The 16486-nt window shown below is 51.6% G+C and carries 18 protein-coding genes; 7 read left to right on the plus strand and 11 right to left on the minus strand.

From position 1 onward, the window contains the following. Positions 1-8 precede the first annotated feature (8 nt). The 8 genes from potI to OGY18_RS15280 all read right to left on the minus strand — a co-directional run bounded on the left by potI (position 9) and on the right by OGY18_RS15280 (position 7157). On the minus strand, positions 9-854 hold the full coding sequence (gene potI, locus OGY18_RS15245; protein WP_008784246.1) for a putrescine ABC transporter permease PotI: 846 nt from the start codon (positions 852-854) through the stop codon (positions 9-11). Continuing rightward, complete coding sequence (potH, locus tag OGY18_RS15250; protein WP_103848614.1) at positions 851-1804, minus strand: putrescine ABC transporter permease PotH; 954 nt, start codon at positions 1802-1804, stop codon at positions 851-853. The genes potI and potH overlap by 4 nt, the downstream gene beginning before the upstream one ends. 9 nt (positions 1805-1813) lie before the next feature. Further along, positions 1814-2947: a putrescine ABC transporter ATP-binding subunit PotG gene (gene potG, locus OGY18_RS15255; RefSeq protein ID WP_003831665.1), complete on the minus strand. Its 1134-nt coding sequence runs from the start codon at positions 2945-2947 to the stop codon at positions 1814-1816. A 138-nt stretch (positions 2948-3085) separates the two neighbouring features. Beyond that, positions 3086-4198: a spermidine/putrescine ABC transporter substrate-binding protein PotF gene (gene potF, locus OGY18_RS15260; protein ID WP_153686989.1), complete on the minus strand. Its 1113-nt coding sequence runs from the start codon at positions 4196-4198 to the stop codon at positions 3086-3088. A 433-nt stretch (positions 4199-4631) separates the two neighbouring features. Further along, a complete protein-coding gene (locus tag OGY18_RS15265; protein WP_003831662.1) occupies positions 4632-5108 on the minus strand; it encodes a type III secretion system chaperone family protein in 477 nt (158 codons plus the stop codon). 90 nt (positions 5109-5198) lie between these two features. Next, positions 5199-6101 carry a 30S ribosomal protein S6--L-glutamate ligase gene (rimK, locus tag OGY18_RS15270; RefSeq protein ID WP_003831660.1) on the minus strand — a complete coding sequence of 301 codons (903 nt, stop codon included), beginning with the start codon at positions 6099-6101 and terminating at the stop codon, positions 5199-5201. A 59-nt stretch (positions 6102-6160) separates the two neighbouring features. Further along, a complete protein-coding gene (gene nfsA / locus OGY18_RS15275) occupies positions 6161-6883 on the minus strand; it encodes a nitroreductase NfsA (RefSeq protein ID WP_048235739.1) in 723 nt (240 codons plus the stop codon). Next, entirely contained in the window at positions 6867-7157 is a 291-nt protein-coding gene (locus OGY18_RS15280) for a DUF1418 family protein (RefSeq protein WP_003831656.1), read from the minus strand. The genes nfsA and OGY18_RS15280 overlap by 17 nt, the downstream gene beginning before the upstream one ends. Positions 7158-7329: 172 nt before the next feature. Between OGY18_RS15280 and OGY18_RS15285 the strand changes: the two genes are divergently transcribed. Further along, the gene (locus OGY18_RS15285) at positions 7330-7593 is read left to right on the plus strand and encodes a GrxA family glutaredoxin (protein WP_003035358.1); all 264 of its coding nucleotides are present in this window, start codon (positions 7330-7332) and stop codon (positions 7591-7593) included. Positions 7594-7627: 34 nt separating this feature from the next. On the opposite strand, the gene OGY18_RS15290 is transcribed toward OGY18_RS15285, so the two are convergent. After that, positions 7628-8008: an inner membrane protein YbjM gene (locus OGY18_RS15290; RefSeq protein ID WP_003035356.1), complete on the minus strand. Its 381-nt coding sequence runs from the start codon at positions 8006-8008 to the stop codon at positions 7628-7630. 269 nt (positions 8009-8277) lie between these two features. Between OGY18_RS15290 and OGY18_RS15295 the strand changes: the two genes are divergently transcribed. Together OGY18_RS15295 and OGY18_RS15300 are read left to right on the plus strand one after the other, a co-directional pair. Further along, on the plus strand, positions 8278-9963 hold the full coding sequence (locus tag OGY18_RS15295; RefSeq protein WP_003831652.1) for an aspartate:alanine antiporter: 1686 nt from the start codon (positions 8278-8280) through the stop codon (positions 9961-9963). A 271-nt stretch (positions 9964-10234) separates the two neighbouring features. Next, positions 10235-11032 (plus strand): SDR family NAD(P)-dependent oxidoreductase, encoded by a 798-nt coding sequence (locus OGY18_RS15300; RefSeq protein WP_286553530.1) that lies wholly within the window; start codon positions 10235-10237, stop codon positions 11030-11032. Here the strand turns inward: OGY18_RS15300 and OGY18_RS15305 are convergent. Then, complete coding sequence (locus tag OGY18_RS15305) at positions 11019-11579, minus strand: TetR/AcrR family transcriptional regulator (RefSeq protein WP_126318696.1); 561 nt, start codon at positions 11577-11579, stop codon at positions 11019-11021. The two genes, OGY18_RS15300 and OGY18_RS15305, sit on opposite strands and share 14 nt — an antisense overlap. An 85-nt stretch (positions 11580-11664) precedes the next feature. Here OGY18_RS15305 and OGY18_RS15310 point away from each other — a divergent pair, with 85 nt between their 5' ends. The 3 genes from OGY18_RS15310 (at position 11665) to OGY18_RS15320 (ending at position 14077) form a co-directional block, all read left to right on the plus strand. Further along, entirely contained in the window at positions 11665-12873 is a 1209-nt protein-coding gene (locus tag OGY18_RS15310) for an MFS transporter (RefSeq protein ID WP_032934393.1), read from the plus strand. Continuing rightward, positions 12873-13688 (plus strand): Cof-type HAD-IIB family hydrolase, encoded by an 816-nt coding sequence (locus tag OGY18_RS15315; RefSeq protein ID WP_003831644.1) that lies wholly within the window; start codon positions 12873-12875, stop codon positions 13686-13688. The genes OGY18_RS15310 and OGY18_RS15315 overlap by 1 nt, the downstream gene beginning before the upstream one ends. Positions 13689-13795: 107 nt before the next feature. Next, positions 13796-14077: a hypothetical protein gene (locus OGY18_RS15320; RefSeq protein ID WP_003831642.1), complete on the plus strand. Its 282-nt coding sequence runs from the start codon at positions 13796-13798 to the stop codon at positions 14075-14077. Between the two features lie 217 nt (positions 14078-14294). Here the strand turns inward: OGY18_RS15320 and OGY18_RS15325 are convergent, their stop codons facing one another. Continuing rightward, positions 14295-15527 (minus strand): MFS transporter, encoded by a 1233-nt coding sequence (locus OGY18_RS15325; RefSeq protein ID WP_008784235.1) that lies wholly within the window; start codon positions 15525-15527, stop codon positions 14295-14297. Positions 15528-15824: 297 nt separating this feature from the next. Here OGY18_RS15325 and ybjG point away from each other — a divergent pair, with 297 nt between their 5' ends. Further along, positions 15825-16433, plus strand: coding sequence for an undecaprenyl-diphosphate phosphatase (gene ybjG / locus OGY18_RS15330; protein ID WP_149281397.1), 609 nt, complete (start codon positions 15825-15827; stop codon positions 16431-16433). The last annotated feature ends 53 nt before the right edge of the window (positions 16434-16486 follow it).

Consider the following 16486-nt stretch of genomic DNA (forward strand, 5'->3'; position numbering starts at 1 on the left):
TAGTTTTTTCAGCCGCGTCTTGCACGTTGGATATCGCGGATCCGTTGTTTTTCTGTTCGCGCCATCAGATACCACGCGATAAATCCGATAATTCCTACCACACCAAGGATCAGCGTCGCCAGCGCGTTGATCTCCGGGTTCACCCCCATACGTACGCTGGAGAACACCAGCATCGGTAACGTTGTGGCGCCAGGACCAGAGACAAAGCTGGCAATAACCAAATCATCGAGTGACAGCGTGAAGGCTAATAGCCAACCGGAGATCACCGCAGGCATAATCATCGGCAGCGTGATGACGAAAAAGACCTTCAGCGGCGTGGCGCCAAGATCCATCGCCGCTTCCTCAATGGAATGATCCAGTTCGCGCAAACGTGAAGAAATCACCACCGCCACATATGCCGTACAGAAGGTGACGTGCGCCAGCCAGATGGTCAGCATACCGCGATCCGCCGGCCAGCCGATGGCGTGAGCCAACGCTACAAACAGCAGCAGCAGCGACAAACCGGTAATGACATCCGGCATAACCAGCGGCGCGGTGATCATAAAAGCGAAACCATTCGAACCACGAAAACGACCAAAACGCACCATAACCACGGCCGCTATAGTGCCGAGGATTGCCGCCATCGTCGCAGCACCCGCGGCAATCGTTAAGCTCATGCCGACAGCGCTAATCATCGCGCTATCGTGAAAAAGCTCGCCATACCAACGTGTTGACCACCCCGCCCAGACCGTCACCAGCTTGGAACTGTTAAACGAATAGATAACCAACATCAGCATCGGTGCGTACAGGAAGGTAAAGCCCACTACCAGGATAAAAATACGCCACGGCGAGCGAACGACCGGTAAGTTATTCATCCGTGTTCCCCCACGCTTTTTTGCTGATATTTGTGGAACCACATGATCGGCACAATCAGTAACAGCAGCATAATAATGGCGACAGCAGAAGCCACCGGCCAGTCGCGGTTATTGAAAAACTCCTGCCAAAGCACACGGCCAATCATGATGCTGTCCGGGCCGCCCAGCAACTCAGGGATCACAAACTCGCCAACAGCCGGAATAAACACCAGCATTGACCCGGCGATAATCCCGCCCTTGGTCAACGGTACAATCACACTAAAGAAGGTCTTCAGCGGTCGGGCACCTAAATCCAGTGCCGCTTCCACCAGCGAGTAATCGATACGGGTCAGCGCGGTATAAATCGGCAGCACCATAAAGGGCAAATAGGCGTAAACAATACCGATGTAGACCGCCAGATTGGTGTGCAAAATCGTCAACGGTTGGTCGATGACGCCCAGCCACATCAGGAAGTTGTTCAGCACGCCGTTGTTTTTCAGGATCCCCATCCAGGCATATACGCGAATTAAAAACGAGGTCCAGGACGGCAGGATCACCAGCAACAGCAGAATATTGCGCGTCGAGGGCTTGCTGTGCGCGACGGCCCATGCCAGCGGGTATCCCAACAGCAGGCAACAGATTGTCGAAATTCCCGCCACCTGTAACGATTGCAGATAGGCATCGAAATAGAGCGGATCGTCCGTTAACTGCAGGAAGTTGCCTAAGTTGAGCGTGATGGATAACTGATCGTCAGCCCATGAAACGAGGTCGGTATAGGGTGGAATAGCGCGCGCCATTTCAGCCAAACTGATTTTGAAGACGATCAGAAAAGGCAGCAGAAACAGAAGCAGCAGCCACACATACGGCAGCGCGATCACCAGCTTGCGCCCGTGCTTCATTTGCAGCCGCGACATAAACAGCGTGAATCGCCCTGCTTTATCCACGCGTGCCGGAGGTTCAAGTGTACTCATCTTCGCTCCTTAAACCGTCAACACCACACAGCTGTCCGCATCCCAACATAAACGGACTTCGTCACCCCAGGTTGGTAATCCCTTGCGATAACGATGCTCATTTTGTAGCTGGGCGCTCAACATCTGGCCGCTTTTCAAACGTACGTGGTACACCGACAAATCACCCAGATAGGCAATGTGCACCACTTCGCCTACCGCGAAGTTATAACCCTCTGGCGGAGGGGCTTCGCAGAGCATGATTTTTTCCGGACGCAGCGCAACATACACAGGGACGTTATCGACAACAGAAGCATCGGCGTCCACTTTCAGCGGATGTACCAGACCAGGAGACTCAATCACCAGACCATCTTCCTGGCGTTCTTTTAGCAGTCCCTCAAAAACGTTTACCGAACCGATAAACTCTGCGCTGTAACGCGTAGTCGGATGCTCATAGATCTCTTCCGGCTCGCCAATCTGGACAAATTTGCCACGGTTCATGATCGCAATACGGCCCGCCATCGTCATGGCTTCTTCCTGATCGTGTGTCACCATCACGCAGGTCACGCCGACGCGTTCAAGGATATCCACCACTTCCAGTTGCATGCGGTCTCGGAGTTTTTTATCCAGCGCCCCCATTGGCTCATCCAGCAGCAGCAGTTTTGGACGTTTTGCCAGGCTGCGCGCCAATGCCACGCGCTGACGCTGGCCGCCAGAAAGCTGATGTGGCTTGCGTTTGGCGAACTCCTGCATATGCACGAGTCCCAGCATCTCATTCACCCGACTGGCGATTTCAGCCTTCGGCAGTTTGTCCTGCTTGAGGCCAAAGGCAATGTTCTGCTCCACCGTCATGTGCGGAAACAGGGCATAGGACTGAAACATCATATTAATCGGACGCAGATAAGGCGGGACATGCGCTAAATCGACGCCATCAAGCATGATTTGCCCGGTAGTCGGCAGTTCAAATCCCGCTAACATGCGCAGCAGAGTCGATTTGCCACAGCCGGACGCGCCGAGCAGAGCAAATATTTCACCTTTGTAGATAGTAAGATTGACGTCATCAACGGCGTGCTGACCGTCAAATGACTTGGTCAGATTGCGAATTTCAAGCAGCGGGGTCAGCGCCTTGCGGATTTTCGCTTGTGGGCGTGGGGTTGCATCATTCACTCAGGTGCTCTCCGGCATAAAACAAAGAAACGGTGCAAATAACGCACCATAACGGTGCGTATTGCCGGGTTATATGTGTCCGGGCTCAACACTGCCCGGCAGGCAAAAATCCTGCCGGGTCATGTCCCAAACATCGGTTTATTTCCCGCTTTTTACCTTCGTCCATGCGCGGGTACGTACACGATCGATCTTCGGATCCTGTACTTTCAGTGTGAACAGCTTGGCGCGAACATCCGCAGGCGGGTAGATACCCGGGTTGTCACGAACCTCAGGGCTGACCAGAGCCGTCGCTTCTTTGTTGGCATTGGCATAAAACACGTGGTCGGAGATATGCGCAATCACATCAGGGCGCAGCAGGTAATTGAGGAACTGATAGGCTTCATCTTTGTTTTTCGCATCGGCAGGCATCGCGAATACGTCAAAGAACGCCATTGCACCTTCTTTAGGAATTGAGAAGGAGATATTGACGCCATTTTTCGCTTCTTTCGCACGGTTTGCCGCCTGCCATACGTCCCCTGCCCAGCCAATCGCGACGCAGGTATCACCGTTTGCCAGGTCGTTAATATATTGCGAGGAGTGGAAGTAGCGAATATTTGGACGCAGCTTCAACAGCAGATCGGTTGCTGGCCCGGTGTAATCATCCGCTTTGGTACTGTTTGGGTCTTTACCCAAATAGTTCAGCACCGTGGCAAATACCTCTTCTGGCGCATCGAGGAAAGAGACGCCGCAGCTTTTGAGTTTTTCCAGATTTTCCGGTTTGAGGATCAAATCCCAGCTGTTAACCGGCGCATCCGGCCCAAGCACCGCTTTGACTTTATCCACGTTATAGCCAATACCGGTCGTAGCCCACATGTACGGCATCGCGAACTTGTTGTCCGGATCGTGTTTACCCACCAGCTTCAGCAGTTCAGGATCAAGATTTTTCCAGCCCGGCAATTTGCTCTTATCCAGCGGCTGGAATACGCCCGCAGTCAGTTGACGCTCAAGGAAGCTGGCGGATGGAACGACAAGGTCAAAGCCGGTACTGCCAGCCATGAGCTTACCTTCCAGCACTTCATTGGAATCAAATACATCATAGATAACTTTAATTCCGGTCTCTTTTTCAAAATTAGCCACCGTGTCCGGGGCAATATAATCAGACCAGTTATATATATGCAGCGTTTTTTGTTCAGCAGCGAGCGTGCCGGCAGAGACGGCCATCAGAGCACCCGCAACCAGGCCTGATAACCATTTTTTATTTAAGGCGGTCATAATCTCTTTCCTTCTGAAAGTTCGTTAACAAACGAACAAAAATGTCACACTCTAATGATATGCAAGAAACGTGCATATTCTTTCATGCGGCACCAATGAAAAGAGAGGCCTCTCCTCACGCCGCTATTGCTCGCTGGCATCCGCCCAGGCATTCAACATACACTGTGGCCGCAGAACAGGTCACAAGGGGCTGTTTAAATGATGACGTTGGTAAGCTTCGCAAGAATAACTTTAGCCAGGAATTGTGGATATAGCCCAGATTAAAAAACGTCTTTTATCAATTTTTTATGCAGGAATTGTCTATGACATAAAGCGGAAGGCGCTGAATCGAGGTGAATAATTCTTTAATGAAAGGTTAAACACAGAATAAAAACGGGCAATACGCAACCGCTCTGGCAGCGGCTGCGCAATATATGTCCAGATTCAGGAAGAATTAATGGAGGAAATGAATTTCAGCGGTGCTGTTTTGCGCATCTTCTTCAGCATTAAATAACAGCTGATGCGCACCGGCTTCAAGGATCACCATCGATATCTGCTCTTCGCTCTGGCGAACAAAACATTCAAACTGCTCAAACGTCACGCCCGGCGTAACGGATAAAGACTGGCAAACCACCAGCTTTGGCAGATTATCATCCTGCATATCCAGAAAAGCTTTCACCGTCAGTGAACTGGCATTGATCGCAGACAGATCGGCTGCCAGTGGCAGCAGTGCAGAAGGTCTGACTTCCGCCATCGCAGAAAACAGAATGACGTTATCGACCAAATCAACTTTTGCATCAAAGATGCCGTCAAAATTCTGCATGTGTGGCAAGTGCAGCGCCTGACAGGTATCGCATTCAAAAAAACTCATGCCCAGGTCGTCGAGCCATTGACGCAACGTATCCAGAGTGGGAACGACCAGTGATGTCATAATAATGTGCGACCTCTATTGATGAAAAAAATACCGGCACAGCTTACGCAAAAAGAGCGTGTCATACCACGATCGCAATCGATATTGCGCTTAGCCGCCGATTTTAAGACAAAATTCAGGAGTAGCATGGCGCTCGATCCACTGGATCATTTTCGCGGCAATGTCTATCCCGGTAGTTTTCTCTACGCCTTCCAGCCCCGGAGACGCGTTGACCTCCATGACCAGTGGCCCTCGATCAGCGCGCAGAATATCAACGCCTGCAACGTCCAGGCCCATAGTCCGGGCGGCTTTGAGCGCAATTTCTCTTTCGCGCGGCGTGATACTCGCAATAGTCGCCACACCACCGCGATGGAGATTAGAACGAAAATCGCCCTCTTTAGCCCGTCGTTCAATGGCGGCCACTACTTCATCGCCCACCACGAAACAGCGAATATCGCGCCCCTTCGCTTCTTTGATATATTCCTGAACCAGAATATGGGCATTCACCCCACGAAACGCATCTACCACACTTTCTGCAGCCTGCCGCGTTTCCGCCAGCACCACGCCAATACCCTGGGTGCCTTCAACCAGTTTCACCACCAACGGCGCACCGCCAACCATGTCAATCATGTCGCTGGTATCGTCCGGAGAGTGAGCAATTCCGGTGATGGGTAAATCAATTCCCTGACGCGCCAGCAGCTGTAGAGAACGCAGCTTATCGCGCGCTCGCGTAATCGCTACCGATTCATTCAACGGATAGCTACCCAGCATCTCAAACTGGCGCAGCGCCGCCGTCCCATAAAAGGTAATCGCGGAACCAATCCGCGGGATCACCGCATCGAAATGAGGAAGCTGACGGCCCTTGTAATGAATAGAGGATGCCGCTGGGCTGATGTTCATATAGCAAGAAAGGGGATCGATAACTTCAACCAGGTGACCGCGCTGCATCGCCGCTTCACGCAGGCGTTTACAAGAATAGAGCGTTCCGTCCCGGGACAAAATGGCAATTTTCACCCTGCACCTCTCTGAATGACCTGGTAAAAGCTGGCGTATCATACACTGGGTTAAAATCTTTAGCGCGTGGCCCATCCCTGTTTATGCAAATATTCCAGGATAAAGGGGCGACTTTCTTTAATGATGGTACGGCGAATATGATCGCTCCAGGTGTCGCGGCGGGTATTGCTGCCTCGGGTCAGATAGTACTGCGCGAGCTGCTCATCATATTGCGCCAACACATCGCTGTTGAGTGGCTGATATTGATTTTCGTGCACCACAAGCGACGCGGGCAGCCGCGGCTTGATATCCGGGTTATCCGCAGGCCAGCCGAGGCACAAACCAAAGAGCGGAAGAACATGTTGCGGAAGCTTCAGCAGTTCGGTGACCGGCTCAATATTGTTACGCAGGCCACCAATAAACACGCCGCCAAGTCCCAGCGACTCTGCCGCCGTCAACGCATTTTGCGCCATCATTGCAGTATCAACCACGCCCAGCAGCAACTGTTCCGCCAGCCCAAGTTGCGCGTCAGGGCAAATCTGCAAATGACGATTAAAATCAGCGCAAAACACCCAGAACTCAGCGGCCTGCGCCACATGCTTTTGGCCGCCAGATAAGGTAGCCAGCGATTCGCGCAGAGATTTATCCGTTATGCGAATGATCGTCGTGCACTGTAGAAAACTGGAGCTTGACGTTCCCTGAGCGGCGGCAATAATCGCCTCACGCTGTGCATCCGAAATGGCATCATCAGTAAAATGGCGAATGGAACGGTGGCTGCGGAGTAAATCAATGGTTGGAGTCATCTCTTTTGTCTCTGTCTGAATCAGTTGAATCACCGGGTGTGCGAGACATCAGTTGCGGTGCCAGCAGTTGAGCAACACGCCACATCAACGCCACCGCAGCAGGGAGCATCAGCAGTACGCCCAGAAATATCATCACCACGCAGGCTAACGGGCTGTTAAGCGGTGCGGGCAAGGTGAGGTAATCGTTAAGCGATAGCAGTGCCAGCGATAACAAAACCATCCCAATTATTTCCAGCATCAATACGCTTTTGGGTAATACACCAATTGTGCGCATACGCGGCCTCCCGGCGAAATGGCTTCCATTATAAAACGTTCCGGCTTGCCGTGTTTAACAGATATAGCTTGAGGATATCAAAGCAACAGGCTGAACCTGCTTTCCATCCGTCACAAATCGCGGCATCATAACCAGTATTGCCATCCGGCCTGATAAGTTCGAGGAGAAAGAGATGTTTGCCGTTATTTTTGGTCGCCCAGGGTGCCCGTATTGCGTGCGCGCAAAAGAATTAGCAGAAAAATTAAGCAGTGAGCATGACGATTTTAACTTCCGCTACATTGATATCCATGCTGAAGGAATTACCAAAGCAGATCTGGAAAAGACGGTAGGTAAGCCAGTTGAAACCGTTCCGCAGATTTTTGTCGATCAAAAACACATCGGCGGCTGCACGGATTTTGAAGCTTGGGCAAAAGAGAACATGAATCTGTTCGCCTGATAGCGGTTTCTACGCCCTCACCTTGAGGGCGTCATCAGTTCTTTTTCCGCCGTTGATGCTGATTGAATAAGCTACTGATAAATAAAAAACATAATGCGCCAAGCGCGCACCAAAACACCGCACTAAACAACCACGCCAGCTCTTGCCACAATGAACGCGTCGGCATAAAAACGAACCGCATCAGTAACAGGCAGCACGGCGCCGCCAACATTGCACCAAGCAGGGGTTTGAGCACTTCCCGACGATGGGAAAAAAAGCTTGCTGCAGCACCAGGTAAGATAAAAAACAACAATCCGACCTCAGGATGCCCTGCCGCTCTGAATGCCCCTTTCACGTTCAGCGTTAATGAAAGACACACCACAATAAAGAGCACAAAGCAGCAGACCGCACTCGCCCAACTTTGCTTATGTTTCAATCGTTCCTCCTGACACATTCTCTATCGAACACTCTTTTCGCCCGCAGGCGTCCAGTCAGATAAAGTAACTCGGCATTCCATGCCAAAAACACACCCACACGATTCTTATAGCCGTTGATACGTAATGAGATTAAACTAACCGCATATATTGTTATGCTGCATTATTCGGGGCTGTGTACGATGCTATCGCCCCTTAATTTCTGGCAAAAACATTAGCGTAAATTGCCATTTCTTTCAATAGCTTACTAGTAAACAAGAAGTTAGTCTCCGTGAATATAAACGTCGCAGATTTGTTAAATGGGAATTACATCCTGTTATTATTTGTGGTCCTGGCTCTGGGCCTGTGTCTGGGCAAATTACGTCTGGGTTCAGTCCAACTCGGTAATTCCATTGGCGTTTTAGTGGTCTCCCTATTATTAGGTCAGCAGCACTTTAGTATTAACACCGATGCATTAAATCTCGGCTTTATGCTGTTTATTTTTTGCGTCGGCGTCGAAGCCGGTCCCAACTTTTTTTCGATTTTTTTTCGCGATGGGAAAAATTATCTAATGCTTGCCCTGGTGATGGTCGGTAGCGCAATGCTGATCGCGCTGGGGCTGGGTAAGCTATTTGGCTGGGATATCGGCCTGACGGCGGGCATGCTGGCTGGCTCGATGACCTCAACGCCGGTGCTGGTCGGCGCGGGTGATACCTTGCGCCATTCAGGAATGACAGGGACACAACTTTCAAGCGCTCTCGATAACCTGAGCCTGGGTTACGCCCTCACCTATTTGATCGGTCTGGTCAGCCTGATTGTTGGTGCGCGCTATTTGCCGAAACTGCAGCATCAGGACCTGCAAACCAGCGCCCAACAAATCGCGCGTGAACGAGGTCTGGATACCGACGCTAATCGTAAAGTGTACCTCCCGGTGATCCGCGCCTATCGCGTTGGCCCTGAGCTGGTGGCATGGGCCGATGGTAAAAATCTGCGCGAACTGGGTATTTATCGCCAGACCGGTTGTTACATTGAACGCATCCGTCGCAACGGCATTCTGGCCAACCCGGATGGCGACGCGGTATTGCAAATGGGCGATGAGATAGCCCTGGTGGGTTATCCGGACGCCCATGCTCGCCTCGATCCCAGCTTCCGTAACGGTAAAGAGGTGTTCGATCGCGATCTGCTCGATATGCGCATCGTCACTGAAGAAATTGTGGTAAAAAACCACAATGCCGTTGGTCGTCGCCTGGCCCAGTTGAAACTGACCGACCACGGTTGTTTCCTGAACCGCGTGATCCGCAGCCAGATTGAAATGCCTATCGATGACAACGTCGTGCTCAATAAAGGCGACGTGTTGCAGGTCAGCGGTGATGCTCGTCGCGTGAAAACCATTGCCGATCGTATCGGCTTCATTTCAATTCACAGTCAGGTGACCGATCTGCTTGCCTTCTGCGCCTTCTTTATCATCGGTCTGATGATCGGGATGATCACATTCCAGTTCAGTAATTTCAGCTTCGGCATCGGGAATGCGGCTGGACTGCTGTTCGCTGGGATCATGCTGGGCTTCCTGCGAGCCAACCACCCCACATTTGGCTATATCCCACAGGGTGCGCTGAATATGGTGAAAGAGTTTGGCCTGATGGTATTCATGGCAGGCGTCGGTTTAAGCGCAGGCAGTGGCATTGGTAATGGCCTGGGTGCCGTCGGTGGTCAAATGTTGATTGCCGGCCTGGTGGTCAGCCTGGTTCCAGTTGTCATCTGTTTCTTGTTTGGTGCTTACGTATTACGCATGAACCGCGCCCTGCTGTTTGGTGCCATGATGGGCGCACGTACCTGTGCTCCGGCAATGGAAATCATCAGCGACACCGCACGCAGCAACATCCCTGCGTTAGGTTATGCAGGGACCTACGCGATTGCCAACGTTCTGCTGACATTAGCGGGGACACTCATCGTCATCGTATGGCCTGGTCTTGGTTAGCACTGAAATTTTCCCTTAATTGAAAAATTTTTTGCAGGTAAGCAGAACTTTTCTTCAAGGCGTCAGTCATAACTATTGCCACTGCTTTTCTTTGATGTCCCCAATTTGTGGAGCCCATCAACCCCGCCGTTTTGGTTCAAGGTTGATGGGTTTTTTGTTACCTGAAATTTGCGTTCATCGCCTTCCACCTCTGAAACTCCTCCCAAATTTGCAGCATGCCGGTTATGGCACATACTTTAAAACGGTGCTTTATCGGGGATGGGGGTTAGTCATGTTGCTTACTGGCAAAGTCGCAGTAATTTTTGGTGGTAGCGGGGCTATTGGTAGTGCGGTTGCGCAGGCCATGGCACGCGAAGGAGCCCATGTGTGTCTGGGTGCTCGCAGCCAGGAAAAACTTGATCGGACGGCCAGTGTTATCCGAACGACAGGTGGTACAGTCGAAACCTTTATCACCGATGTACTCGACGAGCACAACGCATCGAAGGAAGTTACCCGCCTTGCGCAGCAAACTGGTGGAATAGATGTGGTGGTTAACGCAACGGGATTTATGCACGAACAGGGCAAACACCTTGACGCATTATCCCTCTCTGAGTTTATGAGCGGCATCACCCCTTTCCTCTCGGCGCAGTTCAATATCGCTAAAGCCGTAACGCCGCACATGGGCGGCAATCGTGCGGGCGTCATTCTCAGCGTTGTTGCCCCCGCGGCTCCGATGGCGATGCCTGGTCATCTGGGTCATATTGTTGGTTGTGCAGGAACAGAGACTTTTATTAAAGCGCTCGCCAGCGAGGTAGGACCGGCAAATATCCGGGTCGTCGGCGTGCGCTCGCATGCGATTGTGGATGCTGTTGCAGCTGGCTCCTATACCGGAGAAATTTTCTCCGCTAAAGCACAGTCAATGGGTTTAACCGTCGATCAATGGTTAGGGGGTGCGGCGCAAAGTACCATGCTCGCGCGCCTGCCTACGCTTGCACAAATCGCTGAGGTCATGACCTTTCTCTCTTCAGATCATGCCAGCGCCATGACCGCGACGGTGGTGAATATTACCGGAGGCGCTACGCACAGCTGACTGTCGCGGGTATCCCTGCGATACGCTCCACCATCAGCAAGATATCTTCTCGCTGCAGCGGTTTTTTGTCCGTTACAAAATGCAGCGTCATTCCTTCAATAAACGCATCCAGCGCTCGCGCCGTAACCGGGTCAAACCACTGCTCCAGCGTTTGTTGGCTGCGTAGCATCCAGTTCTGCATCACCGTTTTCAACGCTGGTTTACGGCTGGCAAAAGCATACAGCTGATACATGAGCTCCATATTATCAGGCGTTGTAACCTGAGAGCCGTAAATCATATCGGTAATGGCATGGCAAGCCTGCGACGAATCCTTAACATCGGCAAAAAAGTCCTGATATTGCAGCATCATCCTGTCAGTAAAACGGCCAAATGCCTCCATCAAAAGCTCATCAATTCCCGAAAAGTAATAGGTCATAGAACCCAGTGGCACCTCGGCAATCATAGCGATTTTACGGTGTGTAACCCCATGAATACCATGGGCTATTACTGCATCCAGAGTCGCCTGAACTATTTTTTCCCGCCGCTGCGGATCGTTTGCACGTCGCACTACATTTCCTCTTATTGCATTTGTGTACAAATGTACACAGTCTTGCTAATGTTGTCTCCTTCCCTCTTTTCTTTGGCCCGAATTCATGACTGGCATCTCATCACGCAAAGCCTTAAGACGTCGCACCTGGGCGCTGTTCACGTTCTTCTTTTTACCAGGATTATTAATGGCCTCCTGGGCAACGCGTACCCCTGCCATCAGAGATATTCTCTCCATCTCCACTGCCGAAATGGGCGCGGTGTTGTTTGGGCTCTCTATTGGTTCGATGAGTGGCATACTTTGTTCGGCCTGGCTGGTGAAACGATTTGGCACGCGTAAGGTGATCCGCACCACCATGTCTTGTGCCGTTCTCGGAATGGCGATCCTCAGCGTAGCGCTCTGGCTGCATTCCGCATGGCTTTTCGCGTTTGGCCTGGGCGTATTTGGCGCCAGCTTTGGCGCGGCAGAAGTTGCCATCAACGTCGAAGGTGCGGCAGTTGAGCGCGAAATGAACAAAACCGTGCTGCCGATGATGCACGGTTTTTACAGCCTGGGAACGTTGGCAGGGGCTGGAGTTGGAATGATGCTTACCGCCTTCAGCGTCCCGGCTACCGCGCATATTCTTTTGGCTGCAATGGTTGCTATCACACCTATTTTCATCGCCATCAAAGCTATTCCTGACGGCACGGGCAAAAATGCCGCTGACGGTTCTCACTCCGGTGAAAAAGGACTGCCTTTTTATCGTGATATCCAGCTATTGCTGATCGGCGTTGTAGTGCTGGCGATGGCATTTGCTGAAGGTTCCGCCAACGACTGGCTTCCACTGTTAATGGTGGACGGACATGGATTTAGCCCGACATCAGGCTCGCTGATTTATGCCGGTTTTACGCTGGGTATGACCGTTGGGCGATTTACCGGTGGCTGGTTCATCGACCGTTACAGCCGCGTTGCGGTGGTGCGCGCCAGTGCACTGATGGGCGCTCTCGGGATTAGCCTGATTATTTTTGTCGACAGCTCTTGGGTGGCCGGTGTGTCCGTTATTCTGTGGGGACTCGGCGCATCGCTCGGCTTCCCGCTGACCATTTCAGCTGCCAGCGACACCGGTCCCGATGCCCCAACCCGCGTCAGCGTTGTGGCGACCACCGGTTACCTGGCGTTCCTTGTTGGACCGCCGCTGCTGGGCTATCTGGGTGAACACTATGGCCTGCGCAGCGCTATGTTAGTGGTGCTGGCGCTGGTGCTTGTCGCCGCCGTCGTCGCGAAAGCGGTAGCGAAACCGGATCTCAAAAATACTACGGTGATGGAGAACAGCTAATGAGTATCAAATTAATTGCAGTCGACATGGACGGCACATTTTTAAGCGACCAAAAAACCTATAACCGTGAGCGCTTTATGGCGCAATACCGCCAGATGAAAGAACAAGGGATCCGCTTTGTGGTCGCCAGCGGCAACCAATATTATCAGTTGATTTCCTTTTTCCCCGAACTGGCCAATGAGATCTCATTTGTCGCCGAAAACGGTGGTTGGGTGGTCAGTGAAGGAGAAGATGTCTTTAACGGCGAACTGGCTAAAGACGATTTCCATGCCATCGTAGAGCATCTGCTGACCCGCGCCGATATCGACATTATTGCCTGTGGTAAAAACAGCGCCTATACATTGAAACAGTACAGCGATGAGCATAAGAACGTTTCCGCCATGTATTATCATCGTCTTGAATTTGTAGATAATTTTGACAACCTCAGCGACGTTTTCTTCAAGTTCGGGCTGAATATTTCCGACGACCGAATTCCACAGGTACAGGCCGATCTCCACGAGGCGATTGGCGATATTATGGTACCGGTTCATACCGGCTACGGCAGCATCGACTTAATAATTCCCGGCGTGCATAAGGCTAACGGTCTGCGCCTGCTGCAACAACGCTGGAATATTAACGACAATGAAGTTGTTGTGTTTGGCGATGGCGGAAATGATATTGAGATGCTGCGTCAGGCAGGATTTAGTTTTGCAATGGCCAACGCCCATGAGCCGGTGATCGAGGCGGCAAAATATCGCGCAGGCTCGAACAACGAAGAGGGCGTTCTGGATATTATCGACCGCGTGTTAAAGAATGAAGCACCGTTTACGCATTAACGGCTCAGCACAGACGGCAACAAAATGATGGCATGATCTATTCATAATCCGCCTCAAATTAACCCGCTGGATTATTACTTCCAGTGAATATTTCAGGCGAGCGGATCATGAAGAAAAGTGTACTGATGGCGACATTGTTGCTGGGCTTTGCGGGGACAACATTTGCACAAAGCGTTACCGTTGATGTCCCCAGCGGTTATAAAGTGGTGGTAGTACCCTCTTCCGTCAGCGTGCCCCAGGCGGTCAGCGTAACGACCGCACCACAAACGGTATATGTTGCTCCAGCGCCTGCTCCGGCCCCTGTCTATCGCGCACATCCTTATGCGCGACATGTGGCAAGCGTCGGTGAAGGGATGGTTATCGAACATCAGATTGACGACCACCACTAAGTTGTCGCCAGGCCCGGACAACCGTAATACTGGTCAGTTAAGATCTTTGGTGAGCGGTAGGCCGGATAAGGCGTTTACGCCGCCATCCGGCAATTTGCTACAGGCCGCCGGATGGCGCTTCGCTTATCCGGCCTACAGCGTGATTCTCTTATCAACATAATGATGAATTTATCGGCGTCATTATGCTCATATGCGCTGGATTGCGGAAATCCGGTCCTTAACCTTCCCGGGAATTCCCTACCCGTTTATCTTTCAGGAAGATAACCATCAGAATCAGCCACAGTACGCCGCTTGCCAGATTGAACAAGCTGAACAAGCCGTTCCCTCCCAGCAGATACGCGTGTTTACTCAGCTCAATACCAACGGTAAAAATCAGCATCTGCAGCATACCCATTGCGGCAGAAACGGTACCCTTACTCATTTCGCTGGCAAACAGCGTCAGGCGCACCAGCCCCGCATTCGCCACGCCAATGCCAAACGCATAGATACTCAAACCCGCCGTCATCCATAGATATGCATGGGATGACACCACCGTGGCCGCAGCGGCAATAATCAGGCCAACGGCGATTGGCCAGCCGCCCATGATAATTAGCGAACGCACGGTTTTTCGCGAAGTCAGACGCGCCAGCACCAGGTTACCGGCAATCAACGCGCCAAAAATCGGCACCTGCAACAGACCATATTCGTAGCTGCTGAGATGTTCACCGCTGATGATAATAATCGGGGACTGCGCAATCCACGCCAGTAACGGCAGGCTGACAAAACCCAACGCCAGTGCGCCTGCAACGAAGCGCACGTTCCTCAGCACCAGCTTATAATCCTTGCCCAACTCTTTAATGGACAGCTTTTCACCAAGCCGGGTTGCCGTTTCCGGCATCGCGCGTTGCAGACCAAAAAAGGAGATGGCCGCCAGAGCAGCAAACAGGATAAACATCCCTTCCCACGGCAGAACATGTACCCAGGCTGCGCCTACCAACGGACCCAGCAGTGGCGCAATCAGCGCCACGTTTGCCATCAGCGCGGTAATTTTTATGCAGACCGCTTCTTCAAAGGATTCCTGAATGGCGGCGTAACCCACCGCACCAATAAAGCACAGGCTTATCCCCTGCAAAAAACGCAGGAAGGTAAATTGCTCAATATTCTGTGCAAGCAGGGTTGCAAGGCAGGTAACGATGAACCAGATCACGCCGGTTAACATTACCGGGCGACGACCAATACGGTCCGACAGCGGTCCTAACAACCACTGCAAAAACATGCCGCCTGCCAGATAGGCGGTCATAGACGTAGGTACCCAATCTAATCCGGCGTTATATTGCGCCACCACCGCCAACATTCCGGGCTGGATCATATCGTTGCCGATATAAGTGGAGAATTCGTAAAGCACCAGACAGAGCGGGAAAAGTAATGCCTGACGCCCCAAACGGACGCCTGAAGATAAACGGTTCTGCATGCAATCTCTTAACTATAGAAAAATCGCGCAAAGTGTAATAAATGCGCCGTACTGGTGATAGTGAATTATGTGATTTGAAAGCAAAATGCGCACATTTTTACACTCATTTGCTCAAGAACATTTTGCTTTAAGGTTAATTTAAGTTGAGACCGCTATCATGCTCAATAAGCCTCATAAATTGTCTTAAAAATCGTCATTTAACAGGCAAATAAGACAAGACCGCTTTTTATCCCGTGAAAGCAATTTTATGCTCTTCCCAAATGGGTCTTTTTAACGATTACACTGAGTCTGGACGTTATGCTGGAAAATCTGAACAATTCTCTTTTTTACTTGATCAATGCAACACCCGACTCTGCGCAATGGGCAATTTCGCTCGCCATTTTCATTGCCAAAGATCTGATCAGCATTGTGCCGCTGTTAGCCGTTGTGCTCTGGCTTTGGGGACCTCGTGGTCAGGTTACGCTCCAGCGCCAGTTGGTCATCAAAATGGCCATTGCGTTAGTAGTCGGTCTGACGATTTCCTGGCTGATGGGGCATCTTTTCCCCCACGATCGTCCGTTCGTTAACCACATCGGCTATAACTTCCTGCACCATGCGGCAGATGACTCTTTCCCGAGCGACCACGGTACGGTTATCTTTACCTTTGCTCTGGCCTTTCTGTTCTGGCATCGCTTGTGGACGGGGGCTCTGCTGATGGCCGTTGCCGTGGCGATTGCGTGGTCACGGGTCTACCTTGGGGTACACTGGCCGCTGGATATGCTGGGCGGATTACTGGCCGGGTTGATCGGCTGTCTGAGCGCCCAGATGATCTGGCAGCGCTTTGGCGCAACCCTGTACCTCGGCTTGCAGACGTGCTATCGCACCTGCTTCGCCCTCCCCATCCGTAAAGGTTGGGTACGTGACTAACCCACGGTAAAAAGAGTAGTATTAAGCGCGAAACTGAGCACTTACTCTATTCT

It is taken from the genome of Citrobacter sp. Cpo142, from assembly GCF_030332425.1.
In the GTDB taxonomy this organism is placed as follows: domain Bacteria; phylum Pseudomonadota; class Gammaproteobacteria; order Enterobacterales; family Enterobacteriaceae; genus Citrobacter; species Citrobacter portucalensis.